The organism is Allobosea sp. 05T439 (assembly GCF_056396005.1).
In genome coordinates this window covers 1-12,815 of record NZ_JBFTKP010000078.1, presented here as the reverse complement: position 1 = coordinate 12,815, position 12,815 = coordinate 1, and the positions used below count along the sequence as shown (strand labels likewise).

The following is a 12,815-nucleotide window of genomic DNA, read 5'->3' as shown; positions in this document are numbered from 1 at the left end:
ATGGACTTCACCAAGCAGACGCGCCGGGCAGCCGAGATCCACAGCCGCTTCCTGATTCCGAAGGAGAAGACCTGCATCGACTGCCACAAGGGCATCGCCCATCTCCTGCCCGACATGACCGGTATCGAGCCCGGCTGGAAGGAAGCCCCGGAGCTCCAGGGCAAGGGCAGTGCCTCCTGGCATGGGCCAGAGCGGGAATTGCGCGCCTATCTCGCCAGCATCGAGACGCGCTGAACAGACAGAGAGACCATCGAAGGGCCTGATCGCGGCGCGATCCTGGAGCGTTCCCGCGACAGTGCGAATGGCAGAACAGCCCGCCCGCCGTGCTGTTCAGGGCTTGGACCCGACGCAGATATCCTTCAACGCCCGCCATTCCACATCGGTGAGGATCGCCGGTCCGGTCGTCGGGCGGTCGAGGCGCTTCATGCGGTCCAGCCGCTCGGCGCTGAGCGGATGGCTGTCCAGGATCGTGCCGCGGCTGTCGCTGCCGGTGATCCGCACGAGGAACTCACCCAGGGCAGCCGGCGATCGCCCGAGCCCGGTCATCGCCGCAACCGCAAAATCATCCGCGCCGCTTTCCGCATCACGCGAATGCGACGCGTCGAGGATCGAGCGGGCGCCAAAGATCACTGCGCCGCTGCCGGTGATATCGCCGAACAGCAAGCCAATCAGAAAGGACGTGCCCCCGGTTTGAATCAATTGGCGAAGGCCGTCGCGACGATGGGCATGGCCCAGCTCATGCGCAATCACGCCAGCAATCTCGTCAGGATTCTGCGCCTTCTGCAGCAGCCCTTCGAACAGATAGATCTTGCCGCCCGGCAGTGCGACGGCATTGGGAATGGCCGATGACAGAACCTGCGCCTCCATCGGAATGGAAACGCCTCCTGCCTCCCTCAGCCCGTCCACCATCTTCGCGAAGGCGCGCTGTCCCGCCGGCTGGGCGCAGACACGGCTACCCATGAGTGCACGCACCTGCTTGTCCACGGCATCGCCGAGGCGCTTCTCCGCCGCTATGGGGACAAGCGGCGCAAGCCGGTCGGCGACGAGCGGAATGCCGTAAAGCGTGATCAGCACGATCGAACATGCGGCGGCCAGCGACCATCCGACGATGCGCCAGGTCTGGCTGCCGCCGCTTGCGAGATCGAGCGCTCCGCAACGGGCAAGCAGTGTCTGCGCCGTCGCCTCGTCGGCGACCTCCAGCCGGGCGAGAGGCAGGGCCGACACGGCACTCAAGCGCAGGGCTGCTTGTCCGTCCGCCCGGCGAATGTCGTCATAGGGCCAGGACGCGATGACGAGGTCATCCTCGGCGATCTCAAGCTTGCGCGTAAACCGCAGCGCGACCCGGCGCTTGCGGTTGGAGCTGCCGTCGAAGAAGACAGCTGGATGTTCGGACTGCCCGTTCGAAGTCATGATGCGGGACCGGTCGCACCCCGTCATAGGCCGCCAATGTCGAGGCTGTCGGCAAAGCCTTCGCCCAGTGCACCAACGGCGGCACCCTGACCGGTGACGTCGTCGGCTGCAGCCAGGTTGAGCACGCTCGTCCGTCCCGCGATCTTCGCCCAGATGTCGCGGGTGAGGTAGATTCGGACCACCGCGCCGAAAGCGATCGCGGCCACCAAATAGCCCACCCCCAGAGCGAGCAAGACCAGCGGATGCTGCATGGCCACCTGAATGCGCTCCGCGCTCCCTCCTGCGAGGTAGGTTGCCCCGACGGTTACGCCCACCAACCACAGCCCCAGCACGAGCACCAGCAAGAGCGACCAGCCGACGACTTTCCAATAGCTGCTGATCAAGTCGCTCCGCTCGAGATCGGAGCGGAACGCCACGTCACCGAAACGAATACCCGAGACCCACCAGCGCCATTCGATCGCTTTGTACGCGCCATAGAGAAACGGCAGCGGKATCACGAGCACCGCCGCCGGCAAGGCCAGAAGCCAGAGGAACCAGGCCTGCTTGAAGAAGTCGCTGCCGGTTCCCTCGAACCGGCCCTGCAATGTACCATAGGAGGTATGGCGCATCTTGAAGCGTTCGAGTGCCGCCTGCCGCTACGGCAAGGCCAGTCCGGCGGTCAACAGGACCAGCAGAGACCATGATCCGGCGCGCCAGCTATAGCCCCAGCCCGATCCGCCCATCCCAAATCGCAATCCGCGCCAGACCGTGCGCGTGACCCGGTACCGTCGCGCGCGGTAGAGCGCGAATTGTGAAAACAGATAGAGGAACAAGAACAGCGGAATGCCGGCCAGCGTGTCGATTCCTCCGGCTTCGGGGCCACCGAGAAAAGAGATCAGAAGGAGCGGCACCAGGAAGCCGACCAGATAGCCCGGCACCAGAATGGCCATCGCGATCAGGAAGCCGATCAACAACTCCTTGGCTCGGCCGGTATATTCCACGGGGTCGCCGCCGACCGAGGTATTCGACCACAAATGCCGTCGGATATCGGTTGCAAGCCAGAACCGGTAGAAGCCGAGCGTGACCAGCTCCAGCAATGCGCCGCGCGTCACCAGCCGCCGGAACACTGGTCGCTCACCGGAAAACATCACCCGGTCGACCCGCGGCGTGGCAAGGTGCGAGGTTGTCTGGTGCATGGCGAAGCTCGCTATCGCGTCAGATTCGACGGAAACTTGTCCGGCACATCCATAGCAGCTGCGTCAGCCGCCGAAATAGCCACAACCGTGAGTTTAGTCAGGAATTTATATGACAGGTTAATCTACCGCTGACGTAGCGTCTGAGCGGGTTCAAGCGACTCTCCGGGGCTCCACAGCAGGCAGCCGCCTGGCAGCGATCCGATCGAGAATGGCGCGGTCTCGTCGGAAGACAGACGCGCTGAACAGGCTCAGGCCGCTTGAAGCGCTCCGCGCGCTGCGAGATGGACGCCCGCCAGCATGCAGCGCACCGAGCCACCGGCGAGTTCGATGGTCGGCACGTCGAGCGGCAGCAGGGTCGCAAGACCCTCCAACGTCGCACGCTGCTCCGGGCGCAGAGCCTGCAAGGCGCGTGACGACAGCGCCACGACGCGACCGTTGCTGCCCTGCAGCTCGATTGCATTGCCGGCGAACGCGTTGATCTGCCCGTGGTCGAGATCGATGATGATGCGCCCCTGGGCCAGTCGCTCCGCAATCTCGTTCCGGCGCGCCGCATCGCGAATGGTGGCCAGCCCGATCAGGCAGAAATCCGTGCCGACGCACATCAGGACATTGGTGTGATAGATCGCCCGGCCCGCCGCATCGACCGCATCGAAGACCACCGGCTCGAAATTGAAATGCGTGCAGAAGCGCTCCAGCGCCACCTCGTTGGTGCGGTTCGAACGCGCGGCATAGGCGACACGCTCGATATGATCGAGCACCATCGCGCCGGTGCCTTCGAGGTAGACCCCGTCCTGCTCCAGGCCGGAATAGTCGATCACGTCCTGGACCCGATAGCGATGCTTCAGCATCTCGATGACGTCGTGCCGCCGCTCCTTGCGCCGGCTCGGCGAGAACATTGGATAGAGCGCGACATGGCCGCCGGAATGGGTCGAGAACCAGTTGTTCGGGAAGACGGAATCGGGCGTCGCGTTGCCCTCGTCCTCGAAGAGATGCACGGCGATGCCGGCTTCCTCCAGCCGCGCCGCAGCACGCGTCACTTCACGATGCGCTTCGGCGGCGATGGCGGCGGCGCTGCGTGCAGCATCGGTGCCCTGAAAGAGATTATCGGCGGCCGTCGCCGGGTTCGGGCTGAAGTGATGCGGACGGATCATCACGACGCTGCGCGCCGCCTGGACGGAGAGCTTTTGCATCATCGCGCCCCGAGAACGGCACGAGGAGCAGCGACCGGCGCGTTCAGCAGGCCGAACAGGTTGCGCGGATCTTCCGGCTCGGTGAGGAGGTCGATCTCGTCATAATAGTCGGTGCCCTCGACCTGATCGCGCAGATAGCGCAGGGCCGAAAAATCCTCCGTGGCGAAGCCGACGGAATCGAAGATGGTGATCTGGTCCTCGGTGCGGCGCCCCTTGGTCTCGCCGATGATCACGCGCCAGAGCTCCGTGACCGGGAAATCCGGCTCCATCTGCTGGATCTCGCCTTCGATGCGGGTCTGCTCTGGGAATTCGACGAAGACATCGGCGCGCAACAGGATGTCGCGCTGCAGCTCGGTCTTGCCCGGGCAATCGCCGCCGACGGCGTTGATGTGCACGCCGGCACCGACCATGTTGTCGGAGAGTATCGTCGCCTTGAGCTTGTCGGCCGTAACGGTGGTGATGATATCGGCGCCAATCACGGCCGCTTCGGCGCTGCTCGCCACCTCGATCTCGAGCCCGTGCCCCGCGAGATTGGCCCTGAATTTCGCGGTCGCAGCCGGATCGATATCATAGACCTGCAGTCGCCGGATGCCGTTCAGCGCCTTGAAGGCCAGCGCCTGGAACTCCGACTGCGAGCCGAGGCCGATGATCGCCATCACCGCGGCATCCTCACGTGCGAGATAGCGCGCGGCAACGGCCGAGGTTGCGGCGGTCCGCAACGCGGTGGTGATCGTCATTTCGGAGAGCAGGCGCGGATATCCGGTCTCGACATCGGAGAGGACGCCGAAGGCCGTCACCGTCTGCAGGCCGGTGCGTGTGTTCTTGGGGTGGCCGTTGACATATTTGAAGCCGTAGAGCTCGCCGTCGCTGGTCGGCATCAGCTCGATCACGCCGTCGGCAGAATGGCTGGCGACGCGCGGCGCCTTCTCGAACAGGGACCAGCGCCGAAAATCCTCCTCGATATAGCCCGCAAGGCCAATCAGATAAGGCTCGATGCCGATGGCAGCGATCAGCCGAACCATGTTCTCGACGCCTACATACTGAACCATTGGTCGGCCCTCCTGCGCGCTTTTCTGGAATGGAGGGCATTCTAGCCAATGCAATTTGCACACTGAATTGCGAACAAGTTCAGATTTATGCGATTTGTTGATCAAACTGCTCACATCGAATAGACAGATTGCCATGCATATCTTCGACGAGCTCGATCACCGCCTGATCGCAGCGCTACGAGAGGACGGGCGCGCCCCGATCTCGAAGCTCGCGACCATTCTCGGCGTCTCGCGCGCAACGGTGCAGACCCGCCTCGACCGGCTGATCGAGTCGGGCGCGGTGCTCGGTTTCACCGTGCGCTCCCGGCAGGATTATGACGACAAGGCCATTCGGGCGATCATGATGATCGAGGTCACAGGCCGCTCGACGACCGCGGTGATCCGGCAGATGCGCGGCCTTCCGGAACTGCATTCGCTGCACACGACCAATGGAACCTGGGACCTGATCGCAGAGATCCGCGCCTCCAGCCTCAGCGATTTCGATCGCGTGCTGCGCGAAGTCCGCACCATCGACGGCATCCTCAACAGCGAAACCAGCATTCTGCTCAGCTCGGTATAGCCGGCGGGGAGAGCTCTCTGCGCATCAGGGGGGTAGGCGTCTTCGCACCCAACCGACATCCCTCCATCAAGGCCCTCCCGGCGCGACAGCAGCGCAGCCAATAGCGGCCCCGGTCCACCACGACGCAGCGCGCGAGCCGGCAGAGAAGAACACGGCGGGTTGGGATTGCCGGGCTCAGCTGTTGCCGAAGGCATTCAGCCGTGGGGCGGGCTGTCGCGCCACGCCGGTTTGATGAAGCTGCGATAGCCTTCGTTGCCGAGCAGCAGGCTTCGCCCCAGGCCCGCGAGAAAATCGACATCGCCGGATTTCAGGCTGAGCGTGTTGTGCAGCTGGAGAATGCGCGCCTTCTCTGCTTGCCCGCTCACATCCGCGAGGGACAACCGCACCACGCTGACATCGAGCCTTCCGCACCCGGCCTGTGCTCCTGCCCTGCCGCAGCGCCAGCGAACCAGCCGGTCACGCCAGTGCGCAGCCTCCCCTTCCAGCGCGTCAAGGCTCATCCGGCTGGCGCTATCGATCATCGCATCGGCAGCCGCAACGATCGCCGACGGCGCTGTCGGGCCCTCGACCGCGCTGGACATCTCGCCACCGACACGCGTGGAGGCATCGGCCACGATGATGATCAGGCGCTCCAGATGCCGCGCGGCAGCGATGCCCAGAGGTTCCGGCGCAGGCTGCTTGAGCGACCTGATGAGATTTCGCACCGCAAGATTGTCGACGAGGCCGCCGTCAAGCAGCTTGAGATAGCGGAGATCCGGCGCACTGGCGTATCGCGCCTGGGACTCCGCAACATGCCTGTCGAACTGGGAGCTCCCGGCAGGCAGCCGGACCGCGGCCGGCGCATTTCGGGCAACGGGACAGTCCCCGGTGAAATTCTGCAGGACGACCGGAGCGAAAGCGACCGGCACCGCGGACGAGGCCGCGACCGCGTGCGCCAGGGGGAAGCTGTCATAGTCGCTGCAGATCGAGCGGAAGCTCGCCCGATCGAACGGGAACGGCGCCCGATTGTAGAGATCCGTCGCGTGCAGCAGGAGCCTTGGTCGTCCGCGTTGACCGAGATCGCCCATCGTTGCGCCACCATACAGGCTGGCATCCAGCCAGGCCGCAAGACCGGAGAGATCATTGACGCCACCATGATAGGCGCGCAGCAGGTTCTCGGGCGTATAGGCCATGCGCAGCGACGCTTCTGCGTCCTGGTCGAGAAAGGCGCGGCGGAACTCCGGCAAGGCTCGCGGCCCGTGCAGGGCCAGATGGGCGGCAAGAATGGCCCCACCGGAGACACCGGCGACCACGCCAATATCGTCGGCGAGCCTGCGCGTCTCATCGCCCGGAGACGGCTGTTCGGCCAATGCCGACAGCACGCCATATCCGAAGGCCGCGGACCGCGCTCCTCCGCCTGAGAATGCGAGGATCACGCCGGTGCGTGCCGGAACTCCCGCGGACAGCCGCACTGCAGGAGCGGGGTCATGCATCAGCGGCGCGTTCGAGGGGAGGTTGGCGGGCGCGGCACACGCTGCAGTCCAGAGCGCAAGCATCGCCGTCATCAAGAGGGGGCGCCGCGCTCTGGCGACACGCCCGCAGCGAGCAGCAACAGTCAGGAAACAGGCTTTCAACGATGCCGGCCTTCTCAGCCGCGACAACGTCTCCGCACGATGCGTGACCATTCGCTGGCCAGCGACATCTCGCCCGCGTGGGTTATGTCAGCATTATGCCCTGGCAGGAGGGATCAACCGCGGGCGGCGGCAATGTAATCCGGAAGCGCGCGCCGGACGCGGCCGGGTCGAGGGCGGTGATCTGGCCGGAATGGCGCCGAACGATCTCCTGGACGAGGTGCAGCCCCAATCCCGCTCCCCGCTCGCGCGGCGCCAGCCGGCAGAACGGCTCGAAAATGCGGTCGCGCTGATCGACGGGCACGCCAGGCCCCTCGTCGGCGACCTCGATCGTCCGCTCGCGCCCGACAGCGATCGTGATCGTGCCGTGGCGTCCGCCGTGCTGGATTGCGTTCTGCACGAGGTTGGCCAGCGCCCGTTCAAGCGCGGACTGGTCGCCCCATGCTGCAACCTGGTCGGCCTCAGCCTCGAAGGCCACCTGATAGCCTGAGGCGATCGCCAGCGGCGCGAGATCGGCGGCGACACGCCGGCCGATCGTCACGACGTCGATCCTGGCAAAATCCTTGGTGCTGTGATCGATCCGTTGCAGGTCGAGCAACTGCTCCGCCATGACGGCAAGCCGCGCTACGTCTTCGTAAAGCCGCGCCCGCTGAGCCGTATCCGGCAGGATATCGAGCCGCGTCTGCAAAATCGCGATCGGCGTCCGCAGCTCATGTGCAGCATCACCGAGAAAACGCTTGTGCCGCACATGGCCTTCGTCGAGCCGCTGCAGGGCGCGGTTGACCGCAGCGACGACCGGGGTCAATTCGCTCGGGGTGGCGTCGGTCGGCAGGCGTTCGCCGTGCCGTTCGATATCGATCCGCTCGGCCTGCTCCGCTACCTTTCCAAGGCCGGCAAGCGCCCTGCGCACGACGATAGGCGTTGCAATGATCGTCGCCAGCCCCATGACCACAAGGGCCGGAAGAACGAAGCTCATGAAGACGATCAGGAGCCCCTGAACGAGCCAGCTCAGCGGCGCCTCTGCCCCCGGTCCGGTTGCAATCTGGATCTGCCCCGCGGCGCCATCGACCCAGCGGATCAGTGCATTCGTGCGCGGGGGATCGCCAAGATTCCAGCCGAGCCTCGCAACCCCGACATCGTCGAGCGCGTCGCCGATGCGTGCGAAATGGGGCGGCGGAGCTCCCTCGGTCAGCGTATGGCCAAGCCGGTCGCGCACGATGAACCAGAGATCGGGAACATCCGACCGCAGCTTCGCCAGCGCCGGCGTCGTTTGCAGGACAAGCCTGCCGGCAGGATCGCGCGTGACCGCGCTCTTCAGCACATCGACCGTCACATCCTCGGATTCGAAATTGAACAGATGGCCGCCGAGGTAGAGCGCACCGATGACCAGGACGACGAGCAGCGAGAGCGTCGCGGCCTGCAACGCGAGGAGGCGCCGGACGAGGCGCCATTTCAGCGAATGCGCGCGGGGCCAGGTCATGCCGCGTGTTTGAGGAGATAACCGACGCCGCGAATTCCGTGAATCTCGAGGCCGGCCCCCGCCTTCGTCAGCTTCCGACGCAGGTTCGACACATGCATGTCGAGCGCATTCGATTGGATTTCGTCATCGAAGCCGTAGACCGCCTCCTCCAGCGCGGCACGCTGCACCGTGCGCCCACGTCGGCGCAGAAGAGCCTCGAGCACCAGCAGCTCCCGGCGCGGCAAATCGAGCCCAACCCCATCAATGGTCGCGCAGCGATCATGCCAATCATAGTCGAGGCGCCCTGCCCGTATCCGATCGGGAGCCATCACCGGCGCACGGCGGAGCACGGCTCGCAGCCGAGCCAGCAACTCGTCGATCGCAAACGGCTTGGCGAGATAGTCATCGGCTCCGATGTCCAGGCCCTTGACCCGGTCCCCGAGGTCGCCCCGCGCGGTCAGCACGATCACCGGCGCGATCTGCTTGCGGGCACGAAGCCTCGGGATCAGCGTCAGGCCGTCGCCGTCCGGCAATTGCCGGTCGAGCAGAATTGCGCTGTGCGCCGCAGTCGCGATCGCCTCCTCCCCTTCCGCCAGCGTGGTGACATGGTCGACGACCATGTCGTGCTGGGCCAGGGCTGCGCGGAGCGCCGCCGCCATTTCCGGCTCGTCTTCCACCAGGAGAATGCGCATGGCTAGGACAGGCTCGCTTTGACCCAGCCTCTCCTGACGCAGCAACATTGCCGCGAGGTTGCGCGCATTCGAAGTCCCCCTCGACGAGAGGGTGCTTGCCAGGTTCCGGCGAGACGATCCGCTCATTCCGGCCGCCCTGGATCGCGGCGCAGCCTACGCCCTTCCGGGATCGCAGGTCATGGTGTCACCACCGCGCGATGGGCGGCAGCTTCGCCGCATATCCAGGCCCGAAAGGCCGCAATGGCCGGCCTTTCGGCGGAGATCTCGGGGCAGACCAGATAATATTGATGTGGCCCTCTGACCTGATGCGGGAAGGGCCGGACGAGGCGACCCGCATCAAGATAGTCCCCGATCAGGACATTGGTGGCGAGGGCTATGCCCTGGCCCGAAGCGGCCGCCTGCAAGGCGAGGAACATGTGCGAGAAGCTCGGCCCTCGCGTCGCATCGATGTCAGGCAGCCCAACCGCGGACAGCCAGCGCGGCCAGGTGACATAATCGAGTATTCCATCCGGGATCTCATGCAGCAGCGTGTGATGGCGCAAATCAGCGGGCTCCTGCAGGGGCCGGTCGGGATCACCGAGCAGGGTGGTGCTGCAAACCGGAAAGAAATTCTCCTCCATCAGCAGGTCCGAGCGCAGGCCGGKATAGAGGCCGCGGCCGGAGCGGATCGCCACGTCCACATCCTCGCCGTCGAAATTGGTCAAACCCGTCGAGATCGAAACGCGCACCTCAAGATCGGGGTGACGCTCCTTCAGCGAACCGAGGCGGGGGATCAGCCAAGTGAGGGCGAAGGTCGGCAATGTGCTGACAGTCAGAATACCGGGCGCATCAGGCCGTAAGGCGCGCGCCGTGGCCTCGTTGAGCTGATCGAGCAGCAGCGAAACGGTCGCGGCATAGCGTTCCCCGACCGCCGTCAGGGCGACGCCCTTGCTCGGCAGGCGCGTAAAGAGAGGGCGGCGCAGCCAGGCCTCAAGCGATCTCACCTGCTGGCCGACCGCACTGGCGGTGACGGCGAGTTCGTCCCCGGCCTTCTCGAAGTTGAGGTGCCGGGCCGCGGCTTCGAAAGCGCGCAGAGAKGTCAAGGGCGGAAGGTGGCGGCGCGTCATGGGGAAGCGAAGGAAACCTTGGGCTGAAGCCAAGAAGTTCGCATTTGCTTGGACCCCAGGCAAGGAGCAGATTTGCTGGCGAAACCTGAGACAAGGGAGGCCGTCATGTCGACCAGGCCAGCCATAGAAAACCTTCTGCCACTCCCTGCCGCACCGTCGATTCACGGCCTGTCGCGCCTGCTGCTCCGTCTTGAAACCTGGCTCAACGCCAAAGCCAGCGCACGCGCGCTCTACCGCATGGATGACCGTGCATTGTCAGATATCGCGCTTTCCCGCAGCGACGTGGAGCGCGTCAACGCCACGGTCCGACTGCCGGATTGACGGCTTTGCCGGCAGAGTGCCGGGTTTCTGGAGGACGCGGCGGCGACGGGGTCTTTGCGCGGCTTGATCGTGCATCGTGAAGCCGGGATCACGGTCAGGCCCGTCGCAACCGAGAGGCGCGGCCCTTCGTTCCTCAATAGGTTTTGGCCAGGTATTCGGCGATCGCCTTGGCATCGGCCTCGTCGATCGGGGCGCGGTAGACCTTGATCATCTTCTGCACCTCGGCGTCCCAGAAGGCCTGCCCCTTCTTCGGCGGCTGGAAGTTGACGTAGTCGACCGAGTGGCACGACATGCAGTTGTTCTTCGCCGCCTCGAAGCCGGGACCGGGGCCCGGCTTGAGCACCGCCGTTTCAGCCGGCAGTTGATAGGTTTTCGGCATTGCCAGCGCCACCCCGGCCAACGCCACACCGGCAAGGCAGAGCCCGAAAGCCGACGCCCCAATGAAGCGCAAGGTCATGACCACCTCCATCACGCGGCCGTCACGCGCGTCGTCTCGACGACATTGCGCATATAGCCCGCCGGATTCCACAAGGGCTCGATCGGCTGCGATTGGCCGATCCGGTTGGTCGCCCTGACCATCAGCACATGCTCACCCTTGGGCAGCCGGACCGCTGCCTTCCATTCGCGGAAAGAATATTTTCCGAGATTTTCGCCAAGCGCCGCMGCAAGCCAGGCTTTCCCACCATCCGGTGAAATCGCGACATCGGTGACGCCATAGCCGCCGTCAAAGGCGATGCCGCGCAGCATGACATCTGCATTGGCCCTCACCGTTGCCCCGTTCTGCACGCTGGTGATGAAGGAGCGGACGCTGAAGCGGTTGATCGGCACGGTCGCGGTCGGCGCCTTGCCGGGCTCGGTGCAGGCACAGGCATTGGCGGGGATGCGATAGGCCGACGTCATCCAGAACCCATCGAAGGCCTTGTCGAGCACAGCGATCTCGCGGAGATGCTTGACCCAATAGGTTCCGAAATAGCCCGGCACCACCAGGCGCACCGGGAAACCATTGAGCCAGGGCAGATCCTCGCCGTTCATGGCGTAGGCCAGCATGACCTCGCCGTCGCGGGCATGGTCGATGTCGAGCGCCTTGATGAAATCCGGCGTGTCGGGGATCATCGGCCCGTCGAGGCCGTCGAAGGACACCTGCACCGCCCCGGCCTGGACACCCGCCTTGTCGAGCACAGCCTTGAGCGGCACGCCCCTCCAGCGTGCATTGCCCATCGCACCGTTGGCGAGCTGGCCGCCGGCGACGCGCGGATCGAACAGGCCGCGGCTGTTACCGGAGCACTGGTTCACGGCGATGATCTCGGCTGGCTCGAACCCCGTCTTCAGTTCCTGAAGCGAGAGCGATAACGGCTTGTCGACCTTGCCCGTGATCGCGATGCGGAAGGCGTCCGGATCGATCTCGGTCGGGATATCCGCCAGGTGATAGCGCACGAAGAACGCATCGTTCGGGGTCAGAAGCCCGTCATTGAAGACGCCGAACGGGGTTTCGAGCTGGGGCGGCCGCGCCGTCAATTCAATCAGCGGGCGTTTGCCGGGATAAGCGACGAGCGACCGCTCACCATTGTCGAAGGGGAGCCACACAGTTTCGGCCGCGAAGGCAGCAAGACCTGCGCCCTCGCCCACTGCCACCCCCAGCCCCAGCACGGCGCGCCCCGCCGCTTTGAGCATTTGCCGTCTGTTGAACATGGCGCTCCTCCGCAGGACATATTCCTGGCGAATAGAAAGGCACGCAGGCTCGGTTCGTGGTTCTCCGCGGCTGAAGCGCCGCGGCTCAGGCAGTGCGAACCCGGGGCCGCTCGGCAGCCCGCTTCGTTGGTCCGCGATCAATCTAATACAGGTAAGGGCCGACCGCCACGGCTGGGATGCCGGAGACATGCCTCGGATGGGCGCGACCGACATGCCACGCAGAACCGGGGCCGTCGCGCGGACGAATCGACGTTTTCAACAAAATGCGAATCGGCTGTTGACACCCGAAACCTGATTCGCTTAAACACTGCTCATCGAGACGGCGCCGCCGCTGGCGGGGCCGCTCTACTGCGCTTCATGAGAGCTTCGGGCCTTGTAGCCGAGAGATCGGTTGGCCTGCTTGTCTTTGTTAGACGCACCGCTGTTTGAAAACTGAAGACAGAAAGAGAAACGTGGACGGCGATGTTCTTGCGGACTTGCTTTCGGGCAAGTCAAACGAGACTTCGGTGTGCTGCGTTTACAAGAGCCATCGCTGGTTACTTCGGTAATCAAGCA

13 protein-coding genes and 1 pseudogene are annotated in these 12,815 nt (G+C 64.8%); 3 read left to right on the top strand and 11 right to left on the bottom strand.

Going from position 1 to position 12,815, the window contains the following annotated elements:
* On the top strand, positions 1-234 hold a 234-nt coding region (locus AC1DIO_RS34350), incomplete at its 5' end, for a NapC/NirT family cytochrome c (RefSeq protein WP_441508996.1).
* 96 nt (positions 235-330) lie between these two features.
* Here the strand turns inward: AC1DIO_RS34350 and AC1DIO_RS34345 are convergent.
* The 4 genes and pseudogenes from AC1DIO_RS34345 to AC1DIO_RS34330 all read right to left on the bottom strand — a co-directional run bounded on the left by AC1DIO_RS34345 (position 331) and on the right by AC1DIO_RS34330 (position 4,824).
* Entirely contained in the window at positions 331-1,410 is a 1,080-nt protein-coding gene (locus AC1DIO_RS34345; RefSeq protein ID WP_476854862.1) for a M48 family metallopeptidase, read from the bottom strand.
* A 23-nt stretch (positions 1,411-1,433) separates the two neighbouring features.
* A pseudogene (locus AC1DIO_RS34340) lies at positions 1,434-2,537 on the bottom strand (YjgN family protein).
* Positions 2,538-2,833: 296 nt separating this feature from the next.
* The gene (ctlX, locus tag AC1DIO_RS34335; protein WP_476854861.1) at positions 2,834-3,775 is read right to left on the bottom strand and encodes a citrulline utilization hydrolase CtlX; all 942 of its coding nucleotides are present in this window, start codon (positions 3,773-3,775) and stop codon (positions 2,834-2,836) included.
* On the bottom strand, positions 3,775-4,824 hold the full coding sequence (locus AC1DIO_RS34330; protein WP_441490408.1) for an ornithine cyclodeaminase: 1,050 nt from the start codon (positions 4,822-4,824) through the stop codon (positions 3,775-3,777). Before AC1DIO_RS34330 ends, ctlX begins: the two co-directional genes overlap by 1 nt.
* A 133-nt stretch (positions 4,825-4,957) precedes the next feature.
* On the opposite strand from AC1DIO_RS34330, the gene AC1DIO_RS34325 reads away from it, so the two are divergent.
* A complete protein-coding gene (locus AC1DIO_RS34325) occupies positions 4,958-5,383 on the top strand; it encodes an Lrp/AsnC family transcriptional regulator (RefSeq protein ID WP_043242225.1) in 426 nt (141 codons plus the stop codon).
* Positions 5,384-5,577: 194 nt separating this feature from the next.
* Here AC1DIO_RS34325 and AC1DIO_RS34320 read toward each other — a convergent pair whose 3' ends face one another.
* The 4 genes from AC1DIO_RS34320 to gcvA form a co-directional block, all read right to left on the bottom strand.
* Positions 5,578-6,927, bottom strand: a complete 1,350-nt coding sequence (locus AC1DIO_RS34320; protein WP_441490409.1) for a patatin-like phospholipase family protein — start codon at positions 6,925-6,927, stop codon at positions 5,578-5,580.
* 151 nt (positions 6,928-7,078) lie between these two features.
* A complete protein-coding gene (locus tag AC1DIO_RS34315; protein WP_441490410.1) occupies positions 7,079-8,473 on the bottom strand; it encodes a sensor histidine kinase in 1,395 nt (464 codons plus the stop codon).
* Positions 8,470-9,144, bottom strand: coding sequence for a response regulator (locus tag AC1DIO_RS34310; RefSeq protein ID WP_441490411.1), 675 nt, complete (start codon positions 9,142-9,144; stop codon positions 8,470-8,472). The genes AC1DIO_RS34315 and AC1DIO_RS34310 overlap by 4 nt, the downstream gene beginning before the upstream one ends.
* A gap of 176 nt (positions 9,145-9,320) precedes the next feature.
* On the bottom strand, positions 9,321-10,250 hold the full coding sequence (gene gcvA / locus AC1DIO_RS34305; protein ID WP_476854860.1) for a transcriptional regulator GcvA: 930 nt from the start codon (positions 10,248-10,250) through the stop codon (positions 9,321-9,323).
* 105 nt (positions 10,251-10,355) lie between these two features.
* On the opposite strand from gcvA, the gene AC1DIO_RS34300 reads away from it, so the two are divergent.
* Positions 10,356-10,571 carry a DUF1127 domain-containing protein gene (locus AC1DIO_RS34300; protein WP_069877934.1) on the top strand — a complete coding sequence of 72 codons (216 nt, stop codon included), beginning with the start codon at positions 10,356-10,358 and terminating at the stop codon, positions 10,569-10,571.
* 133 nt (positions 10,572-10,704) lie between these two features.
* Here AC1DIO_RS34300 and sorB read toward each other — a convergent pair whose 3' ends face one another.
* From sorB to AC1DIO_RS34285, 3 genes are all read right to left on the bottom strand, one after another.
* Positions 10,705-11,028: a SorB family sulfite dehydrogenase c-type cytochrome subunit gene (sorB, locus tag AC1DIO_RS34295; protein ID WP_441490413.1), complete on the bottom strand. Its 324-nt coding sequence runs from the start codon at positions 11,026-11,028 to the stop codon at positions 10,705-10,707.
* Between the two features lie 11 nt (positions 11,029-11,039).
* Complete coding sequence (sorA, locus tag AC1DIO_RS34290; RefSeq protein ID WP_476854859.1) at positions 11,040-12,260, bottom strand: SorA family sulfite dehydrogenase catalytic subunit; 1,221 nt, start codon at positions 12,258-12,260, stop codon at positions 11,040-11,042.
* A gap of 345 nt (positions 12,261-12,605) precedes the next feature.
* The coding region (locus AC1DIO_RS34285; RefSeq protein ID WP_476854858.1) for a hypothetical protein at positions 12,606-12,815 on the bottom strand (210 nt) is incomplete at its 5' end.

Coding starts and splice junctions, on each gene's coding strand:
- sorB (WP_441490413.1), bottom strand. CDS start 11,028: ATGACCTTGCGCTTCATTGGGGCGTCGGCTTTCGGGCTCTGCCTTGCC.
- AC1DIO_RS34300 (WP_069877934.1), top strand. CDS start 10,356: ATGTCGACCAGGCCAGCCATAGAAAACCTTCTGCCACTCCCTGCCGCA.
- AC1DIO_RS34315 (WP_441490410.1), bottom strand. CDS start 8,473: ATGACCTGGCCCCGCGCGCATTCGCTGAAATGGCGCCTCGTCCGGCGC.
- AC1DIO_RS34345 (WP_476854862.1), bottom strand. CDS start 1,410: ATGACTTCGAACGGGCAGTCCGAACATCCAGCTGTCTTCTTCGACGGC.
- AC1DIO_RS34310 (WP_441490411.1), bottom strand. CDS start 9,144: ATGCGCATTCTCCTGGTGGAAGACGAGCCGGAAATGGCGGCGGCGCTC.
- AC1DIO_RS34320 (WP_441490409.1), bottom strand. CDS start 6,927: ATGACGGCGATGCTTGCGCTCTGGACTGCAGCGTGTGCCGCGCCCGCC.
- ctlX (WP_476854861.1), bottom strand. CDS start 3,775: ATGCAAAAGCTCTCCGTCCAGGCGGCGCGCAGCGTCGTGATGATCCGT.
- AC1DIO_RS34330 (WP_441490408.1), bottom strand. CDS start 4,824: ATGGTTCAGTATGTAGGCGTCGAGAACATGGTTCGGCTGATCGCTGCC.
- AC1DIO_RS34325 (WP_043242225.1), top strand. CDS start 4,958: ATGCATATCTTCGACGAGCTCGATCACCGCCTGATCGCAGCGCTACGA.